Annotated in this window: 18 protein-coding genes; 12 read left to right on the top strand and 6 right to left on the bottom strand. The window is 63.7% G+C overall.

The genetic code is table 11. The features are described 5' to 3' along the window. The 4 genes from ATY76_RS10145 to ATY76_RS10160 are packed head-to-tail and all read right to left on the bottom strand — an operon-like array spanning position 1 to position 3586. Entirely contained in the window at positions 1–888 is an 888-nt protein-coding gene (locus tag ATY76_RS10145) for a branched-chain amino acid ABC transporter permease (RefSeq protein WP_088674638.1), read from the bottom strand. A gap of 4 nt (positions 889–892) precedes the next feature. Further along, positions 893–1594: an ABC transporter ATP-binding protein gene (locus ATY76_RS10150; RefSeq protein WP_088674639.1), complete on the bottom strand. Its 702-nt coding sequence runs from the start codon at positions 1592–1594 to the stop codon at positions 893–895. Further along, on the bottom strand, positions 1594–2376 hold the full coding sequence (locus ATY76_RS10155) for an ABC transporter ATP-binding protein (RefSeq protein WP_088674640.1): 783 nt from the start codon (positions 2374–2376) through the stop codon (positions 1594–1596). The genes ATY76_RS10150 and ATY76_RS10155 overlap by 1 nt, the downstream gene beginning before the upstream one ends. A 4-nt stretch (positions 2377–2380) precedes the next feature. Next, entirely contained in the window at positions 2381–3586 is a 1206-nt protein-coding gene (locus tag ATY76_RS10160) for an ABC transporter substrate-binding protein (protein ID WP_088674641.1), read from the bottom strand. Between the two features lie 175 nt (positions 3587–3761). Here ATY76_RS10160 and ATY76_RS10165 point away from each other — a divergent pair, with 175 nt between their 5' ends. Then, positions 3762–4718: a LysR family transcriptional regulator gene (locus ATY76_RS10165; RefSeq protein ID WP_088674642.1), complete on the top strand. Its 957-nt coding sequence runs from the start codon at positions 3762–3764 to the stop codon at positions 4716–4718. Here ATY76_RS10165 and ATY76_RS10170 read toward each other — a convergent pair. After that, positions 4711–5049, bottom strand: coding sequence for a cupin domain-containing protein (locus ATY76_RS10170; RefSeq protein ID WP_088674733.1), 339 nt, complete (start codon positions 5047–5049; stop codon positions 4711–4713). The two genes, ATY76_RS10165 and ATY76_RS10170, sit on opposite strands and share 8 nt — an antisense overlap. Before the next feature lie 173 nt (positions 5050–5222). On the opposite strand from ATY76_RS10170, the gene ATY76_RS10175 reads away from it, so the two are divergent. The 4 genes from ATY76_RS10175 (at position 5223) to ATY76_RS10190 (ending at position 8925) form a co-directional block, all read left to right on the top strand. Further along, positions 5223–6410, top strand: coding sequence for an acyl-CoA dehydrogenase (locus ATY76_RS10175; protein WP_088674643.1), 1188 nt, complete (start codon positions 5223–5225; stop codon positions 6408–6410). A 91-nt stretch (positions 6411–6501) separates the two neighbouring features. Continuing rightward, on the top strand, positions 6502–6963 hold the full coding sequence (locus tag ATY76_RS10180) for a DUF4126 family protein (protein ID WP_088674644.1): 462 nt from the start codon (positions 6502–6504) through the stop codon (positions 6961–6963). Further along, complete coding sequence (locus tag ATY76_RS10185) at positions 6960–8327, top strand: FAD-containing oxidoreductase (protein ID WP_088674645.1); 1368 nt, start codon at positions 6960–6962, stop codon at positions 8325–8327. The genes ATY76_RS10180 and ATY76_RS10185 overlap by 4 nt, the downstream gene beginning before the upstream one ends. Before the next feature lie 28 nt (positions 8328–8355). Beyond that, on the top strand, positions 8356–8925 hold the full coding sequence (locus ATY76_RS10190; protein ID WP_088674646.1) for a DedA family protein: 570 nt from the start codon (positions 8356–8358) through the stop codon (positions 8923–8925). A gap of 12 nt (positions 8926–8937) precedes the next feature. On the opposite strand, the gene ATY76_RS10195 is transcribed toward ATY76_RS10190, so the two are convergent. Beyond that, entirely contained in the window at positions 8938–9981 is a 1044-nt protein-coding gene (locus tag ATY76_RS10195; protein WP_088674647.1) for an NAD(P)-dependent alcohol dehydrogenase, read from the bottom strand. Between the two features lie 500 nt (positions 9982–10481). Between ATY76_RS10195 and ATY76_RS10205 the strand changes: the two genes are divergently transcribed. From ATY76_RS10205 to ATY76_RS10240, 7 genes are all read left to right on the top strand, one after another. Next, positions 10482–10844 (top strand): copper resistance protein CopC, encoded by a 363-nt coding sequence (locus ATY76_RS10205; protein ID WP_088674734.1) that lies wholly within the window; start codon positions 10482–10484, stop codon positions 10842–10844. 300 nt (positions 10845–11144) lie between these two features. Then, the gene (locus tag ATY76_RS10215; RefSeq protein ID WP_003547774.1) at positions 11145–11234 is read left to right on the top strand and encodes a K(+)-transporting ATPase subunit F; all 90 of its coding nucleotides are present in this window, start codon (positions 11145–11147) and stop codon (positions 11232–11234) included. A 34-nt stretch (positions 11235–11268) separates the two neighbouring features. Beyond that, a complete protein-coding gene (gene kdpA, locus ATY76_RS10220) occupies positions 11269–12972 on the top strand; it encodes a potassium-transporting ATPase subunit KdpA (RefSeq protein WP_088674649.1) in 1704 nt (567 codons plus the stop codon). 64 nt (positions 12973–13036) lie between these two features. Beyond that, positions 13037–15097 carry a potassium-transporting ATPase subunit KdpB gene (gene kdpB / locus ATY76_RS10225; protein WP_088674650.1) on the top strand — a complete coding sequence of 687 codons (2061 nt, stop codon included), beginning with the start codon at positions 13037–13039 and terminating at the stop codon, positions 15095–15097. Positions 15098–15110: 13 nt separating this feature from the next. After that, positions 15111–15680: a potassium-transporting ATPase subunit KdpC gene (gene kdpC, locus ATY76_RS10230; protein WP_088674651.1), complete on the top strand. Its 570-nt coding sequence runs from the start codon at positions 15111–15113 to the stop codon at positions 15678–15680. Positions 15681–15884: 204 nt separating this feature from the next. After that, positions 15885–18593 carry a sensor histidine kinase KdpD gene (locus ATY76_RS10235; RefSeq protein WP_088674652.1) on the top strand — a complete coding sequence of 903 codons (2709 nt, stop codon included), beginning with the start codon at positions 15885–15887 and terminating at the stop codon, positions 18591–18593. Beyond that, a complete protein-coding gene (locus ATY76_RS10240) occupies positions 18590–19282 on the top strand; it encodes a response regulator transcription factor (RefSeq protein WP_088674653.1) in 693 nt (230 codons plus the stop codon). The genes ATY76_RS10235 and ATY76_RS10240 overlap by 4 nt, the downstream gene beginning before the upstream one ends. Positions 19283–19337 lie beyond the last annotated feature (55 nt).

A 19337-nucleotide genomic window follows, 5' to 3' on the forward strand; every position in this document is an offset into this window, starting at 1 on the left:
TCAAGCATCCCGACCGAAGAGGCCCGCGGGCCTGATGAGAAGCACGATCGCCATGATGACGAAGATCACGGTGTTTGAGGCTTCGGGATAGAAGACCTTGGTCAGGCCCTCGGCAATGCCGAGCACATAACCGGTCACGATCGCGCCCATGATCGACCCCATGCCGCCGACCACGACCACGGCGAAGACGACGATGATCATGTTCGAGCCCATCAGCGGCGAGACCTGGTAGATCGGCGCGGCCAGCACGCCGGCAAAGGCCGCGAGGCCGGCGCCGAGCGCATAGGTGAAGGTCAGGAGCATCGGCACGTTGACGCCGAAGACCTGCACCAGCACGGCATTCTCCGTGGCGGCCCTGAGATAGGCGCCGAGCTTGGTCTTCTCGATCAGCAGCCATGTGCCGAGGCAGACGACGAGCGAGACGATGACCACCCAGCCGCGATAGATCGGCAGGAACATGAAGCCGAGATTGGCCCCGCCGGCAAGGGCGGGCGGCGTTGCATAGGGCTGGCCGGACGAGCCGTAGAGATAGCGGAAGGTGCCTTCGACGGCGAGCGCCAGCCCGAAGGTGAAGAGCAGGCCGTAGAGCGGATCGAGATCGTAGAGCCGGCGCAGAAACAGCCGCTCGATGACCGCGCCGGCAAGACCGACGATGACGGGCGCCAGGATCAGCGACGGCCAGTAGCCGATGCCGGCATAGGTCAAGAGCAGATAGGCGGCAAAAGCGCCGAGCATATATTGTGCGCCATGGGCGAAGTTGATCACCCGAAGCAGGCCGAAAATGATGGCAAGGCCGAGGCTCAGCAGCGCATAGAAGGAGCCGTTGATCAGGCCGATCAAGAGCTGGCCGAGCAGCGCCTGCAGGGGAATGCCGAAGATCATCGTCATCTGGTCACACTCCCAGAACCTTGTGCAGCGTATGCATGCGCTGCGGCAGTTCGCCGACCGGGAATTCCGACACCATCTGCCCATGATCCATCAGATAGAAGCGATCGGCAATACGGCTGGCGAAACGGAAGTTCTGCTCGACGAGCAGGATTGTCATGCCGCGCTCCTTGAGTTTCTTCAGCACGTCGCCGATGCGCTGGACGATAACGGGGGCAAGCCCTTCCGTCGGTTCGTCGAGAATGAGCAGCCTGACGCCGGTGCGCAGGATGCGGGCGATCGCCAGCATCTGCTGCTCGCCGCCGGAAAGCTTGGTGCCCGGGCTGCCGCGGCGCTCATAGAGATTGGGAAAGAGCTCGTAGATCTCATCGAGCGTCATGCCGCCATCCGCCACCACGGGCGGCAGCAGCAGGTTTTCCGACACGGTGAGCGTCGAAAAGATGCCGCGCTCCTCCGGCACGAAGCCGATGCCGCGATGCGCCGTCTTGTGCAGCGGCACCTGGATCATGTCGCTGCCGGCGAAGCTGATCCTGCCCTTGCGAGCGCGCACGATGCCGGTGATGGTGCGAAGCGTCGTCGTCTTGCCGACGCCGTTGCGGCCGAGAATGGTGATCGTCTCGCCTTCGCCGACATGCATGTCGACTCCATGCAATATGTGGCTTTCGCCATACCAGGCGTTGAGGCCCTGAACTTCGAGAAGAGCGGCCATCAATGCTCCTCCGTGCCCATATAGGCCTCGCGCACGCGCTCGTCCTGGCTGACGGTGGCATAATCGCCCTCGGCGAGAATTTCGCCGCGCTGCAGCACGGTGACATGCTGGCAGATATTGGCGACGACGGAGAGATTGTGCTCGACCATCAGCACCGCCCGGTCGCGGGCGACGTCGCGGATGATCGACGAGACGACGCCGACATCCTCATGGCCCATGCCGGCCATCGGTTCGTCGAGAAGCAGCACCTTCGGGTCCAGCGCCAGCGTCGTGGCGATCTCCAACACGCGCTTGCGGCCGTAGGAAAGGTCGGCGGCGATATGATCGCGCTCCTTGGACAGCCCAACGCTGGCAAGCAGCTGCTCGGCGCGTTCGTTCAACCGGTCGAGCGCCGACAGCGGCCGCCAGAATTGGGTGGAGAGGTTGTTCGGACGCTGCAGCGCCACGCGCACATTGTCGAGAACGGAGAGGTGCGGGAAGACCGCCGAGATCTGGAAGGAGCGCACCAGCCCCATGCGGGCCACCCGGTCGGGTGCGGTTCCAGTGATGTCTGTCCCCATCAGGGTGATCGTGCCCGCCGTCGGCTGCAGGAACTTCGTCAGCAGGTTGAAGACCGTCGTCTTGCCGGCGCCGTTCGGGCCGATCAGCGCATGCACGCTGGCATCATGCACGTCGAGATCGACATTCTTGACGGCCGTGAAGCCGCCAAAATCGCGGCGCAGGCCGCGGGCGGACAGGACCACCCGCGGCTTCGCCTGAGGTTCAATCGCGGAAACCGCCATTTGCTTACTTCACCAGATCGCAGCCGCTCTTGGCGGGATCGATATAGGCTTCCTTGCCGGGAATGGTGGCGAGCACGTTGAAGTAATCCCACGGCTCCTTGCTTTCGGAAGGCTTTTTGACCTGCAGCAGGTACATGTCGTGGATCATGCGGCCGTTGGCGCCAACCGTGCCGCCGCGGCCGAAGACGTCGTCGACCGGCATTTCATGTAGCTGCTTGGCGACCGCCTCCGTTTCGTCGGTGCCGGCCTTCTGCACCGCCTTCAAATATTGCGTCACCGCCGAATAGGTGCCGGCATGGATCATGTTCGGCATCTTGCCGGTGCGGTCGAAGAATTTCTTGGCGAAGGCGCGGCTCTCGTCGTCGCGGTTCCAATAAAAACCTTCCGTCAGCGTCAGTCCTTGAGCCGCTTCGAGGCCGAGTCCATGGACTTCGGCCAGCGTGAAGAGCAGCGCCGCCAGATGCTGGCCGCCCTGGGTGATGCCGAATTCGGCCGCCTGCTTGATGGCGTTCGAGGTGTCGAGGCCGGCATTGGCAAGGCCGATCACCTTGGCGCCCGAGGATTGCGCCTGCAGCAGGAAGGACGAGAAATCCTGCGTCGACAGCGGATGGCGAACCGAGCCGACGACCGTGCCGCCGCTCGACTTGACGTAATCGCTGGTCTGCTGTTCCAGGGAGTAGCCGAAGGCATAGTCGGCGGTCAGGAAGAACCAGCTGTCGCCGCCTTGCTTGACGAGCGCGCCGCCGGTGCCGACGGCCAGCGCATGCGTGTCGTAAGCCCAATGGAAGCCGTAGGGCGAGCAGGCCTTGCCGGTGAGATCGGTCGTCGCAGCACCGGTGACGATGTCGATCTTCTTCTTTTCCTTGCCGATCGCCTGCACGGCGAGCGCCACCGACGAGGTCGTCAGTTCCATGATCGCATCGACCTGCTCGGTGTCATACCACTGGCGGGCGATGTTCGATGCGATATCCGGCTTGTTCTGGTGGTCGGCATCGACGATCTCGACCGGAACGTCGAGCACCTTGCCGCCGAAATCCTCGACCGCCATCTTGGCGGCTTCGACGGAGGACTTGCCGCCGAAGTCGGCATAGACACCCGACTGATCGTTGAGAATGCCGATCTTGACCTTGCCGTCGGTCGCGCTCTGCGCAAACACCGCCGTGCTGCTTGCAAGCAGAAATGCAACCGATGCAATGAGATTCTTTCGCATATTCTCTCCTCCCAGAGATGAGCCAGCTTACGGATCTGTTCAGATTTGGCCAGCCGCACTCCTCAGAGCGGCCGACCCTCAGCTTACGATCAAGGAAATTCCGCCTTGAAGCAACGGGTGGTTTACAACTAATTCCAAACAGTATCTGTTCGTTTTTGAACAGACAGGGATCGCGATGAACAACCCACCGCAGTTTACTTGGGACGATCTTCAGTTTTTTCTAGCCGTTGCCCGCACCGGGCAGCTTTCGACGGCGGCCCGTCAGCTGCGCTCCAGCCATGCCACCGTTTCGCGCCGCATCGACCGGCTGGAATTTGCCCTCAAGGTCAAGCTCTTCGAGCGCAATCCGCGCGGTTACGTGCTGACCGCCATGGGTACGCGTTTCATCGAGACGGCCGAGCGGATGGAGCAGGAGACCGAGCGGCTGCGCGCCGATCTTGCCGACGGCTCGATGGCGCAGCGCGGGCTCGTGCGGCTCAGCGCGCCGGAGGGTTTTGCCAACTTCTTCTTTGCGAGCGTGCTGCCGCGCTTTGCCGCCCAGCATCCGCATCTGTCGCTGGAGCTGGTGACGATCCAGCAGATCATGTCGCTGTCGCGCAAGGAGGCCGATCTTTCCGTCGTGCTCGACGAACCGAAGGGCGGACCTTATTTTGCCGAGAAGCTGACCGACTACCACCTGCAGATCTACGGTTCGCGCGACTATCTCGCAAAAGCGCCTGAGATCACCTGCCGGGAGGACCTGCTCGGCCATCCCTTCGTCAGCTATATCGAGGAGATGATCTTCGCGCCGGGCCTGGATTACTTGAGCGATGTGCATCCGCGCATCAAGCCGCAGTTCCAGAGTTCCAGCATCTTCGCGCAGCTCACCGCCACCCGGAACGGTCTCGGCCTCTGCATCCTGCCCTATTTCTTCGCCAGCCGTTATCCCGAGCTGGTGCGCGTGCTGCCCGAGGAGATCGACCTCAAGCGGCACTACTGGATCACCTGCCACCGAGACCTGAAACAAGCGCCGCGCGTGCGCGCCGTCATCGACTTCCTGCGCGAGGCGGTCCGCGGCGAGGATGCCCGTTTCGTGCCGCCCTATGTCACCGCCGCCGGCCCAGCGGCCGGAGGCCGAAATCCGGCTATTTGAGGAACTCGGCCCGGTGCGGCGTGAACGTATCGATCAGCCGGCCCTTTTCCAGCGCCTTGACGCCGTGGATGAGATTGGGGGGCACGATGAAGCTGCCGCCCTGGCGGAGCACCTCGGTCCGGCCGTCGATCGTCACTTCGAAACTGCCTTCCGCCACATAACTTGCCTGGATGTGCGGATGCGAATGGGCAGCACCGACGGCGCCGCTTTCGAAAGCCACTTCCACCATCATCATCTCGGGCAGATAGGTCATGATGCGCCTGGTGACGCCGGGCTCGGGATTGACCCAATCGGCGCCTTCGGCCGATACGAACAGATCGCTTGACGACATTTCCGCCTCCTCTTTGCAGAATCGAACGGGCGCAAAGTGGATCATGCCGCCGCTTTTGAAAAGATGAAGCGGCCGTCTTTTCGCCGGATCACCCTCGGTTGACGCGATCGGCTGTCAGGTCTATCCCGAACCTGACGAGGCAAGCCTGAATGCAAGGGTGAGGAGACGCCGCCATGCAGCATACGCGCGAGGTTTTCGACTGGACCGACCCCTTCCGGCTGGCGGAGCAGCTCACCGACGAAGAGCGCATGGTGCAGGCGACCGCCCATTCCTACGCGCAGGAGAAGCTCGCTCCCCGCGTTCTCGACGCCTTCCGCAATGAAAAGACTGATCCTGAAATCTTCCGCGAAATGGGCGCACTCGGCCTGCTCGGCCCGACGATCTCGCCCGATTACGGCGGCGCCGGCCTCGGCTATGTCGCCTATGGCCTGATCGCCCGCGAAGTCGAACGGATCGACAGCGGCTATCGCTCGATGATGAGCGTGCAGTCCTCGCTCGTCATGCTGCCGATCGACAGTTTCGGGTCCGAGGCGCAAAAGCTGAAATACCTGCCGAAGCTTGCGACCGGCGAATGGATCGGCTGCTTCGGCCTGACCGAGCCCGATCATGGCTCCGACCCCGGCTCGATGGCGACACGCGCCAAAAAGGTCGACGGCGGCTACAGCCTCACCGGTTCGAAGACCTGGATATCGAACGCGCCGATCGCCGATGTCTTTGTCCTCTGGGCAAAGACCGAGGACGGTCTCATTCGCGGCTTCATCCTCGAAAAGGGCTGGAAAGGCCTTTCGGCACCCGCCATCCACGGCAAGGTGGGCCTGCGCGCCTCGATCACAGGCGAAGTGGTGATGGACGGGGTCTTCGTGCCCGAGGAAAACCTGCTGCCCGGCGTCACCGGCCTCAAGGGGCCTTTCACCTGCCTCAACTCGGCCCGCTTTGGCATTGCTTGGGGCGCGCTCGGCGCGGCCGAGGATTGTTACGCCAGGGCGCGGCAATATACGCTCGAGCGCAAGCAGTTCGGCCGGCCGCTCGCCGCCAATCAGCTCATCCAGAAGAAGCTCGCCGACATGGCGGCGGAAATCTCGCTCGGCCTGCAGGGCTGCCTGCGGCTCGGCCGCATGAAGGAGGAAGGCCATCCGCCGGTGGAGCTGACCTCGATCCTCAAGCGCAACAGCTGTGGCAAGGCGCTGGAGATCGCGCGTGCGGCCCGCGACATGCTCGGCGGCAACGGCATTTCCGACGAATTCGGCATCGCCCGCCATCTCGTCAACCTCGAAGTGGTCAACACCTATGAGGGTACGCACGACATCCACGCCCTGATCATCGGCCGCGCCATCACCGGCATCGCCGCCTTTGCGAACTAACCGGCCCGCCAGGCAAGGCGAATTGCCACGTGCCTGACAATGTGCAACCTTCCCTCTCGCGGCACAAAGCCGGCAAAGAGGGGGATCGTGCATGTTTCTGCTTCTTGCATTGCTGATCGGTGTCATCGCAGGCCTTCGCGCCATGACGGCGCCGGCCGCCGTCGCCTGGGGTGCGGCGCTCGGCTGGTTCGATGTCTCGCAAACGCCGCTTGCCTTCATGGGTTATCAGTGGACGCCGTGGGTCTTCACTATCCTCGCCGTCGTCGAATTCATCACCGATCAGCTGCCGTCCACGCCGTCGCGCAAGGTGCCGGTGCAGTTCGGCGCCCGCATCATCATGGGCGCGCTCTCCGGGGCGACGATCGGCGCGGCCAGCAGCCTGCTCTCGGGCGGGCTGATTGCCGGCGTGATCGGCGCCGTCATCGGCACCTATGGCGGGGCCGCCGTGCGCGGCAGACTTGCCGCCTCCTTCGGCAAGGATCTGCCGGCCGCTCTCATCGAGGATGCCGTCGCCGTCATCGGCGCGGTGCTGATCGTGGGGGCCGTCGCATGAAAAGCTTCGACGCCATTGTCATCGGCGCCGGCCAGGCCGGCCCGTCGCTTGCCGCCCGCATGGTCGAGAAAGGCATGAAGGTGGCGCTCATCGAGCGCAAGTACATCGGCGGCACCTGCGTCAATGCCGGCTGCATGCCGACAAAAACGCTGGTCGCCAGCGCCCGGGCAGCCCATGTCGCCCGGACCGGCGCCGCCTACGGCGTGAAGATCCCGGGCGAGATCGCCATCGACATGAAGGTGGTCAGGGCCCGCGCCGAGACCGTGACCATGAACGCCCGCAACGGCCTGATCGGCTGGCTGGGCGGCATGGACGGCATGTCCGTGATCTCAGGCCATGCCCGTTTCGAAGGCGCGAAGACCGTCAGCGTCAATGGCGAGACGCTGACTGCGCCGCGCATCTTCCTCAATGTCGGCGCCCGGCCTGTCATCCCCCCTCTGCCTGGTATCGACGATATCGATTACCTCACCAGCACCTCGATCATAGGGCTCGACACGCTGCCAAGGCATCTCGCCGTGATCGGCGGCAGCTATATCGGGCTGGAATTCGCGCAGATGTATCGCCGCTTCGGCGCCGAGGTCAGCGTCGTCGAACACGGGCCGAAGCTCGCATCGCGCGAAGACGAGGATGTATCGGATGCGATCGCCGATATTCTGCAGGCCGAGGGCATTGCCATTCACACCAATGCCGGCAACATCGCCTTCGCCAGAAACGGCAGCGGCGTCAGCGTCACCGCCGGCGCCGCAAAGATCGATGCGAGCCATGTGCTGATCGCTACCGGACGCAAGCCGAACACAGACGATCTTGGCCTCGATGCCGCCGGTGTCGCCACGGACGAACGCGGCTATATCAAGGTCGACGAGCGGCTCGCCACCAATGTGGAGGGCATCTGGGCGCTCGGCGACTGCAACGGCCACGGCGCCTTCACCCATACCTCCTACAATGATTATGAGATCGCCGCCGCCAACCTCGTCGACGGCGAGGACCGCAGGGTCTCGAGCCGCATCCCGGCCTACGCGCTTTATATCGATCCGCCGCTCGGCCGCGTCGGCATGACGGAGAAGCAGGCGCGCGCCTCGGGGCGCAGGATCATGGTTTCGACGCGGCCGATGAGCCGCGTCGGCCGCGCCAACGAACGCGGCGAGACCAAGGGCTTCATGAAGGTGGTCGCCGACGCCGAGACCAAGGAAATCCTCGGCGCGGCAATCCTTGGCATCGAGGGCGACGAGGCGATCCACGGCTTCATCGATGCGATGAATGCGGGAACGACCTATCCGACGCTGCAATGGTCGGTGCCGATCCATCCGACGGTGTCGGAACTGATCCCGACGCTGCTTGGGGATTTGAAGCCGGTTCAGCCGTGACCTGATCTCGGGACGACTGGAGGCGGGCATGTCTATCGAAGCGCTGATCGAGAATTACGGCCTGCTGGCAATCTTCCTGGGCGCAGCCTTCGAAGGCGAAACGGCCGCCTTTCTCGGCGGCGTGGTCGCTCACCGCGACCTGCTGACCTATTGGTCGGCGTCGCTTGCGGCCACCGCAGGCTCCTTCGCCGGCGATCAGTTCTGGTTCTTCGCCGGCCGCTACGCCGCGCGATGGCCCCTCGTCCGCCGGCTGATGGAAAAACCGGCGCTCGCCCGCGCAACCAGGCTTCTGGAAAAATACCCGACCGGCTTCATCCTGGCCTTTCGTTTTTTGGTGGGCTTGCGGACCATCAGCCCTGTCGTCATCGGCACCACGCGGATATCGACCGGAAAATTCGTCTTTCTGAATGCCCTGGCCGCACTGCTGTGGGGACAGCTTTTCACCGCGCTCGGCTATTTGTTCGGGCACGGCATCCAGCAGACATTGGGCCACCTTCCGCTTCACCGCCATCTGCTGATCGCGGTCGCGGCCGCGGCTGTCGTCGCAGCCGCCGCTTATGCCTTTCACAAGATGAGACCCAGTGCAGGCCACTCATAGAAGTGGCGTGTCCTACTCCATCACGATCTGCAGCTTCACGTCGCTCGGCCGCGCCTCGACGGCGCGATCGAAAGCCTTGATCGAATCTTCGAATTTGAAGGTCTCCGATATCAGCGGCTTCAGATCGACGCGGCCCGACGCCAGGAGAGCGATCGAGCGCTCATACTGGTGGGCATAACGGAACACGGTTTCGATGCGGATCTCCTTGGTAGTCGCGGTCGAGACGTCGAAACCGACAGGGTTGACCGGCAGGCCGACGGCAACGATGACGCCGCCCGGGCGCGGCAGCGCCATGATCGTTTCCCATGCCTTCGGCGAGCCGGAGCATTCGAAAACCACGTCGGCGCTCCAGCCATCGGTGAGCCGGCCGACTTCCTCGATCAGGTTCTTCTCGCGGATGTTGACGGGAATGACGCCCTGATATTGCGCTGATATATCGAGCTTCGGCTGGGCGAGGTCTGCAACGATCGCGCGGGCGCAACCGCCGGCAAGGGCGGCAATCGCCACCATCGTGCCGATCGGCCCGGCGCCGAGAACGACGGCGGTATCACCCGGCGAGATCTTCGCCTTGGCCGCCGCCTGCATGCCGACCGCGAAGGGCTCGACCATCGCGCCTTCGGCAAAGCTGACATTGTCCGGCAGCTTGAAGGTATAATTGGCGGGATGCACGACCTCCGACGTCAGCACGCCATGGATCGGCGGCGTCGCCCAGAAGGTGACGGCGGGATCGATATTATACATGCCGAGCCGGCTTGCCTTGGAGTTCGGATCGGGAATGCCGGGCTCCATGCAGACGCGGTCGCCGACCTTCAGATGCGTCACGCCAGCCCCGACCTCGACCACCGTGCCGGCCGCTTCGTGGCCGAGCACCATCGGCGCGTTGACGATGAAGGGGCCGATCTTGCCGTGGGTGTAGTAGTGCACATCCGAGCCGCAGACGCCGACGGTGTGAATCCTGATCTTCACCTGCCCCGGTCCCGTTTCCAGAGGCAGATCGATATCGCGAAGCGCAAGCTCATGCTGGCGCTCCAGTACCAGCGCACGGACTTTGGTCATGATCGGTTTCCTTCCCTGTGGCGCCCACGATTCATCGAGCGCCGCTGGCCTGACTATAAGACCGGAAGGGGCGGCAATTCAATCGCGCCAATCAAGCTTTTGCTCAATGGTTGATGAAATGCCCATTTTCCATAATCCAAAAGATTCACCGTCCAAGACCTCCGTATGATTTCACCCGGGGCCGCCGGAGAGTACATTACCAAATCGAGATATGCGGCAACGAGGACAGCCAGAGAAATGAAGTACGATCGCAAGAATACCGGCCTAACCCGCCCTTACGGCTCGACGATATCAAGGTCGTTCCGTGCCCTCTGGCATCGGCTTATGGAGCCGATCGCCGCGCTTTGGCAAAGCCGCCAGCCGCAGCCGATGCGCGTTGTCGCAGAGGCGAGGGATCGAAATCGTCCCCGACAGCGTTATTAGCCGTGCGCCGGCATGGCGCTAAGGAAGCATGAAGGCTCCGGGGCACCATGCAGATCGGCAAGATAAGGAAGACCATCATGAAGTCGATCGTGTCATTCTGCCTGTTCGCATCCCTTCTCTTCGCGGCAAGTGAAGCGTCTGCGGCGCTGGAACAAGCATCGCTGCCGCCACAGGAGCAGGAAGAAAAGCTGGTGCCGGCCAATCTCGAGCTTAGCTTCACCGGCCCGGTCGATCTTGCCCGCTCGACAGCCGTCCTCATGGATGCCCAGGGCATGGTGCTTCCCACGGGCAAGCCGTTTCTCTCCGGCCCTGAGGGATCCATCTTCAAGGTCCCGCTCGATCCCTCCATGGCGCCCGGCCTCTATACCATCGATTGGCGCGTGCTCTCGATGGACGGCCACAGCGCCGAAGGCCAATACCAGTTCCGGGTCGATCCCTAAATTGCTCGCTGAAAAGCATTTATAAGATTTTTATATTGACGGTCGCTCGTCCGTCTCGAACCTTTATGCGCTCCGGCTCCATATTGATGCCCGAGAGATCGAAAGGTCATCTCCACGCCAGAAAGCATGAAAGGCGGCCTTCCCGAGGGAATGGCGCCCTTTGTCTTGTCTGACTCCCAGAAGAACAACAGGAGTCACGATCATGATGGATATCATTCTGCTCGGCACCGCGATCATATTCTTCGCGCTGTGCTTTGCCTACACCAGAGCCTGCGACAGGCTCTAGCCGGAGAAACGACGATGACCCTGGACTATGTCCTGAGCGGTGCCGTGACCGTGTTTCTCACCGTTTACCTCACCTATGCTCTCCTTCGCCCAGAACGCTTCTGACTCCCACGCGGCCGGGTATTGAAAGTTTAATTCCATGACCCTCAACGGATGGCTTCAGATCCTGCTTTTCTGCGGGATCGTCCTCGCGCTCGTCAAACCGCTCGGCGCCTATATGACACGCGTCTTCAGCGGCGAGCGCACTTTCCTGTCACCGGTCCTCGTTCCGATCGAACGGGGGCTCTATCGCATCGCCGGCACCGGTGAGCGCGAGGAGCAGCATTGGACCTCCTATGCCTTCGCCATGCTGCTCTTCAACCTCATCGGCGTCATCGCGCTTTACGCGCTGCAGCGGCTGCAGGCCGGTCTTCCCTACAATCCGGCCGGCATGGCCGCGATCCCGCCCGAGCTTGCCTTCAACACCGCCGTCAGCTTCGTCAGCAATACCAACTGGCAAAACTACGGCGGCGAAAGCACGATGTCCTACCTGACCCAGATGGCCGGCCTCACCGTCCAGAACTTCGTTTCGGCGGCAACGGGCATTGCCATCGCGCTCGCCTTCATCCGCGCCTTCTCGCGCGCCTCCGGCAAGGCCATCGGCAATTTCTGGGTCGATATGACCAGGGCAACTCTTTATGTGCTGCTGCCGATCTCGATCGTGCTGACGCTCGTCTACGTCTATCTCGGCGTTCCGCAGACGCTCGGCCCCTATGTCAATGCGACGACGCTCGAAGGCGCGCGGCAGACGATCGCCGTCGGACCCGTCGCCTCGCAGCTGGCAATCAAGATGCTCGGCACCAATGGCGGCGGCTTCTTCAACGCCAATTCCGCCCATCCGTTTGAAAACCCCGATGCGATCTCCAACCTCATCCAGATGGTCTCGATCTTCGCGATCGGCGCGGCCCTGACCAACGTCTTCGGCCGCATGGTCGGCAACCAGCGCCAGGGCTGGGCGATCCTCGCCACCATGGGCATTCTCTTCATTGCCGGCGTCGCCATCACCTATTGGGCGGAAGCCGCCGGCAACCCGCTGATGCATGCCTTAGGACTTGAGGGCGGCAACATGGAAGGCAAGGAAGTTCGTTTCGGTGTCGCCCTGTCCTCCCTCTTCGCGGTCATCACAACGGCCGCCTCCTGCGGCGCGGTCAATGCGATGCACGGCTCGTTCACCGCTCTCGGCGGCCTCGTCCCGCTGATCAACATGCAGCTCGGCGAAGTCATCGTCGGCGGTGTCGGCGCGGGTTTTTACGGCATCCTGCTCTTCATCATCGTCGCCGTCTTCGTTGCCGGCCTGATGGTCGGCCGCACCCCGGAATATCTCGGCAAGAAGATCGAGGCGAAGGAAATGAAGATGGCCGTTCTCGCCATTCTCTGCCTGCCGCTCGCCATGCTGGTCTTCACCGCGATCGCCACGGTGCTGCCCTCCGCCGTCGCCTCGGTCGGGACCGCCGGCCCGCACGGTTTCTCCGAAATCCTCTATGCCTATACCTCCGCAGCGGCCAACAACGGCTCGGCTTTCGGCGGCCTGACCGGCAATACGCCCTGGTACAATGTAACGCTCGGCATCGGCATGCTCGCCGGCCGCTTCCTGGTCATCATCCCGGCGCTCGCCATCGCCGGCTCGCTGATCGCCAAGAAGTCGGTTCCGGCCTCGGCAGGCACCTTTCCGACAGACGGCCCGCTCTTCGTCGGCCTGCTCGTCGGCACCATCCTGATCGTCGGCGGCCTGACCTTCTTCCCGGCGCTCGCGCTCGGCCCCGTCGTCGAACACCTGGTCACGATCGCCGGGCAAACCTTCTGAGGCGATGCCCGACCCTGCATCGCCGGGGTCCTTCGCCATTCTCGTTTCAACGCTGGAGTCTCTTATGAGCCAGGCAAAATCCGCGAGCATCATGGATTCTCGCATCCTCATTCCGGCCGTGGGCGCCGCCTTCAAAAAGCTCGACCCGCGCGCCCTTGCCAGAAACCCGGTCATGTTTGTCGTGGCCACGGTTTCCGTGCTGACGACCGTGCTCTTCCTGCGCGATCTCATCGCCGGCAACGGCAATCTCGGCTTTTCCTTCCAGATCAATCTCTGGCTCTGGTTCACCGTGCTCTTCGCCAATTTCGCCGAAGCCGTCGCCGAAGGCCGCGGCAAGGCGCAGGCGGATTCGCTGCGCAAGGCGCGCACCGAGACCCAGGCCAAGCTGCTGACCGGCAATAATGGCAGCGATTACCGCATGGTGCCCGGCACCAGCCTCAAGGTCGGCGATATCGTGCTCGTCGAAGCCGGCGACATCATCCCGTCGGACGGCGAGGTCATCGAGGGCGTTGCCTCCGTCAACGAAGCGGCGATCACGGGCGAATCCGCCCCCGTCATCCGCGAATCCGGCGGTGATCGCTCGGCGGTCACAGGCGGGACGCAGGTGTTGTCCGACTGGATCCGCGTGCGCATCACCGCGGCCGCCGGCTCCACCTTCCTCGACCGGATGATCTCGCTGGTCGAGGGCGCGCAGCGCCAGAAGACGCCGAACGAGATCGCGCTCAACATCCTGCTTGCCGGCATGACGCTGATCTTCGTGCTCGCCACCGCGACCATTCCGAGCTTTGCCATCTATGCCGGCGGCTCGATCCCGATCATCATTCTCGTCGCCCTCTTCGTCACGCTGATTCCGACGACGATCGGCGCGCTGCTGTCGGCGATCGGCATTGCCGGCATGGACCGCCTGGTCCGCTTCAACGTGCTCGCCATGTCGGGCCGTGCGGTCGAAGCCGCCGGCGACGTCGATACGCTGCTGCTCGATAAGACGGGCACGATCACGCTCGGCAACCGCCAGGCGACGAGCTTCCGCCCGGTGCGCGGTGTTTCCGAACAGGATCTCGCCGATGCCGCCCAGCTCGCCTCGCTCGCCGACGAAACGCCGGAAGGCCGCTCCATCGTCGTGCTCGCCAAAGAAAAATATGCGATCCGCGGCCGCGACATGGCGAGCCTCAAGGCGAGTTTCGTGCCCTTCACGGCCCAGACCCGCATGAGCGGCGTCGATCTCGAAGGCGCCTCGATCCGCAAAGGCGCGGTCGATACCGTACTCGCCTATGTCGCCGGCGATGCCCCCTCGAAGAATGGCGGCGAGGTCGTCCGCGAACTGCAGTCGATCGCCGACGAGGTCGCCAAGTCGGGCGGCACGCCGCTCGCCGTCGCCCGCGACGGCCGGCTGCTCGGCATCATCCAGCTGAAGGATATCGTCAAGGGCGGCATCCGCGAACGCTTCACGGAGCTGCGCCGCATGGGCATCCGCACCGTGATGATCACCGGCGACAACCCGCTGACAGCAGCGGCCATCGCCGCCGAGGCCGGGGTCGACGATTTCCTCGCCCAGGCAACCCCGGAGATGAAGCTGGCGCTGATGCGCGAGGAACAGGCCAAGGGCAAACTGGTCGCCATGTGCGGCGACGGCACCAATGACGCCCCCGCCCTTGCCCAAGCCGATGTCGGCGTTGCCATGAACACCGGCACGGTCGCCGCCCGCGAGGCCGGCAACATGGTCGACCTCGACTCGGATCCGACCAAGCTCATCGAAATCGTCGAGATCGGCAAACAGCTGCTGATGACGCGCGGCGCGCTGACGACCTTTTCGATCGCCAACGACATCGCCAAATATTTCGCCATCATCCCGGCGATGTTCCTGACCTTCTATCCGCAGCTCGGCGTGCTCAACATCATGGGCCTGTCGACGCCGCAAAGCGCCATCCTCTCGGCGATCATCTTCAATGCATTGATCATCATCGCGCTGATCCCCCTGTCTCTGAAGGGCGTGCGCTACCGTCCGATCGGCGCCGGTGCGCTGCTGTCGCGCAACCTGCTGGTCTACGGCCTCGGCGGCATCATCGTGCCTTTCATCGGCATCAAGGCGATCGACATGGCCGTCGCGGCCCTCGGCCTCGCTTAAAGGAGTAAGAACAATGTTGAAAGAATTCCGCCCGGCGGTCGTCATGATTATCGCCACCACCGCCATAACAGGCCTTCTCTACCCCCTCGCGATGACGGGTGCGGCCCAGGCCCTCTTCCCCAGCCAGGCGAACGGCAGCCTGATCGAGAAGAACGGCCAGGTGATCGGCTCGGCGCTGATCGGCCAGGCCTTCACGGCAGACAGATATTTCCACGGCCGTCCCTCCGCCGCCGGCGACGGCTACAATGCGGCCGCCTCCAGTGGCTCGAACCTCGGCCCGACCAGCCGGAAACTGATCGACCGCGTCAAAGGCGACTACGAGGCCGCCAAGGCGACGAACCCGAATACGCAAGTACCCGCCGACCTCGTCACGGCGTCCGGCAGCGGCCTCGATCCCGATATCTCACCCGAGGCCGCTTACTTCCAGGTGCCGCGCGTCGCCAAGGCACGTGGTGTGGATGAAGCCAAGGTCCAGACGCTGGTCGACGGCGCCGTTCAGGCCCGCGAACTCGGCTTCCTCGGCGAACCGACGGTCAATGTTCTGGCGTTGAACCAGAGCCTTGATGCTTCTATGAGTGAGTGAGTTTGGTTGGCTGGGCACGCCATCTCCTTCTCCCTCATCCCTGTGCTCGTCACAGGGATCCAGCAGCGCCGCGTCAGCGGCGCGGGAGACTCCTTTCACGCGAAGGACTTCGCGTGAAAGGATTCCTGTGACGGGCACAGGAATGAGGAGAAGGAGGCGTAGCGCCCATCCTCAAGCACAGGCATCGGCAGAAAGACCACACGCATGCCAGACGACAATCGCGACCAGGCCGGCAGGCCCTCGCCCGATGCGCTTCTCGAAAAAGCCCGGGCCGAGACGCGCGGCCGTCTGAAAATCTTCCTCGGCGCCGCTCCCGGCGTCGGCAAGACCTACGAGATGCTCATCTCCGGCCGCGCCAAGCTCGCCGATGGCCTCGATGTCGTCATCGGCGTCGTCGAGACCCATGGCCGCAAGGAGACCGAGGCGCTGCTTGCCGGCTTCGAGATCATTCCGCGCGTCGAAATCGACTATAAGGGCCGGCCGCTCGAGGAAATGGACCTCGACGGCATCCTTGCCCGCAGGCCCGATCTCGTGCTGGTCGACGAACTTGCCCATAGCAATGCCGAGGGCAGCCGGCATCCGAAGCGCTATCTCGACGTCAAGGAATTGCTCGATCGCGGCATCGACGTCTATACGACGCTGAACATCCAGCATGTCGAGAGCCTGAACGACGTCGTCTCGCAGATCACCCGCATCCGGGTGCGCGAGACGGTGCCGGATTCGATCATCGATCTTGCCGACGACGTCGAGATCATCGACCTCACGCCCGACGATCTCATCAAGCGCCTGCATGACGGCAAGGTCTACATGCCGAAGACGGCGGAGCGGGCGCTGACCAATTATTTCACGCCGGGCAACCTGACGGCGCTCCGTGAACTGGCATTGCGCAAGACCGCCCAGCGCGTCGACGATCAACTGCTCACCCATATGCAGGCGCATGCCATATCAGGCCCCTGGGCTGCGGGCGAACGCGTCCTCGTCTCGATCGACCATCACCCGCGTTCCGCTTCGCTGGTGCGCTACGCCGCCCGCATGGCGTCGCGGCTGCGCGCGCCCTGGGCCGCCGTCTACATAGAGACTGCCCGCTCGATCAATCTGACGGAAGCGGAACGCGACACGGTTGCAGCCACGCTGCGCCTTGCCGAGCAGCTCGGCGGCGAGGCGATCACCATTCCCGGCCGCGAGGTGGCCGAGGAACTCGTCCGCCACGCCAGCGCCAACAACGTTACCCATATCGTCATCGGCGCGCCGAAGAAGCCGACATGGCGCGACTGGTGGAGCCGCTCCATCACCGACGAGCTGATCCGCAAAACCGGCGAGATCAGCGTCCACGTCATTTCAGGCAACGAGAAGGACGGCACCACCGCGCGCGGCGTCAGAGCCGCCGCCATCGCGCCGCAGATAGATTTCTGGGCCTATCTGCTGGCGACAGCCTATGTCGCCGTCGCGCTCGGCGTCAGCATCGTGCTCGACCAGGTGCTCGACGTTCGCAACCTCGCCCTGGTCTTCCTGATGGCGGTGCTGACGTCGGCCGTCATCCACGGGCTGCGGCCGGCGCTTTACAGCTGCATCCTCAGCGCGCTGTCCTTCAACTTCTTCTTCCTGCCGCCGCGCTACACGCTGACGATCAGCGATCCGGAAAGCGTGCTTGCCCTCTTCTTCTTTTTGGGCGTCGCGATCATCGCCAGCAATCTGACGGCGACCGTGCAGCGCCAGGCCGCCGCCGCCCGGCAGCGGGCGCGCACGACCGAAGACCTATACCTCTTCTCCAAGAAGCTCGCCGGCACCGGCACGCTCGACGACGTGCTCTGGGCGACCGCCTTCCAGCTCGCATCGATGCTGAAGGTCCGCGTTGTGCTGCTGTTGCCGGAGGAAGGCACCATCGCCGTCAAGGCCGGTTACCCGCCCGACGACACGCTCGACGATGCCGATATCGCCGCTGCCCGCTGGGCCTGGGAGCACAATCACGCCGCCGGCCGCGGCGCCGATACGCTGCCCGGCGCCAAGCGCCTCTATGTACCGCTCAGAACCGGGCGCACCGCCGTCGGCGTCATCGGTCTCGACAGCGACCGCCGCGACGGGCCGCTGCTGACGCCCGAGCAGCAGCGCCTGCTCGATGCGCTGGCCGACCAGGCGGCCCTTGCCATCGAACGCGTCCAGCTCGTCGCCGATGTCGACCGGGCAAGGCTCGCGGCAGAAGCCGACCGGCTGCGCTCGGCCCTGCTGACCTCGATCTCGCATGACCTGAAGACGCCGCTTGCCGCCATCCTCGGCGCCGCCGGCACGCTGCGCGATTACTTCGCCTCCATGCCCGAGGAGGATCGCGCCGACCTGCTCTCCACCGTCGTCGACGAATCGGAGCGGCTCAACCGTTTCATCGCCAACCTGCTCGACATGACCAAGATCGAATCCGGGGCGATGGAACCGAACTCCGCGCTGCATTATGCCGGCGATATCGTCGGCAGCGCGCTCGCCCGCGCCGCAAAGATCCTCGAGCACCATAAGACAGAGATGCGCATTCCCGCCGACCTGCCGATGGTGCGGGTCGATCCCGTGCTGTTCGAGCAGGTGATCTTCAACCTGCTCGACAATGCCGCGAAATACGCGCCCGAGGGATCGGTGATCCATATCGGCGGCTGGGCCGATGCCGACCATGTCGTCCTGCAGGTCTCGGACGAAGGCCCGGGCATCCCGCCGGCCGACCTCACCCGTGTGTTCGACACCTTCTACCGCGTGCGCAAGGGCGATCAGGTGCGCGCCGGCACCGGGCTCGGCCTTTCCATCTGCCGCGGCTTCATCGAGGCGATGGGCGGCACGATCGCCGCCGGCAACCGGACGGGCCGCCCGGGCGCCGTCTTCACCATCCGGCTGCCGAAACCCAACGACATTCCCAAACTGGATGAACTCAAATGACCGGTTCAGCCGTCAAAGTCCTCGTCGTCGACGACGAGCCTCCGATCCGCAAGCTGCTCCGCGTTGGCCTGACCGCGCAGGGCTACGAGGTGCAGGAGGCGCCGAACGCCGCTAGCGCCCGCCAGTCGGTCGCCGCAGGTATGCCCGACCTCGTCGTGCTCGATCTCGGTCTGCCCGACAAGTCAGGCCATGACCTTTTGCAGGAATGGCGCGATGAAGGGCTTTCCATGCCCGTCGTCATCCTCTCCAGCCGCACCGATGAGGCCGGCATCGTCAAGGCGCTGGAAAGCGGCGCCGATGATTATGTCACCAAGCCCTTCGGCATCAACGAACTCGGCGCCCGCATCCGCGTGGCGCTGCGCCACCGGCTGCAGCAGCAGGGGGAAAAGGCGATCTTCCAGACCGGCGGGCTGTCGATCGATCTCGTCAAGCGCATCGTCAAAGTAGATGGCGAAGAAATAAAATTGTCGCCGAAGGAATACGACATCCTGCGCGTGCTCGCCCAGCATGCGGGCAAGGTGCTGACCCACCAGTTTCTTTTGAAGCAGGTATGGGGGCCGGCGGCTGATGTGCAGTATCTGCGCGTCTACATCAGGCAGCTGCGGCAAAAGGTCGAGCAGATTCCGGATCAGCCGCACTATATCACCACCGAGACCGGCGTCGGCTACCGGCTCAGGGAACCGGATTGACCTTCCTTCCCGCCCGCTGCCCGAACAGTATCGAGCCAGAACAGCATTGAGCCAG

It is taken from the genome of Rhizobium sp. R339, from assembly GCF_002211395.1.
Taxonomy (GTDB): domain Bacteria; phylum Pseudomonadota; class Alphaproteobacteria; order Rhizobiales; family Rhizobiaceae; genus Rhizobium.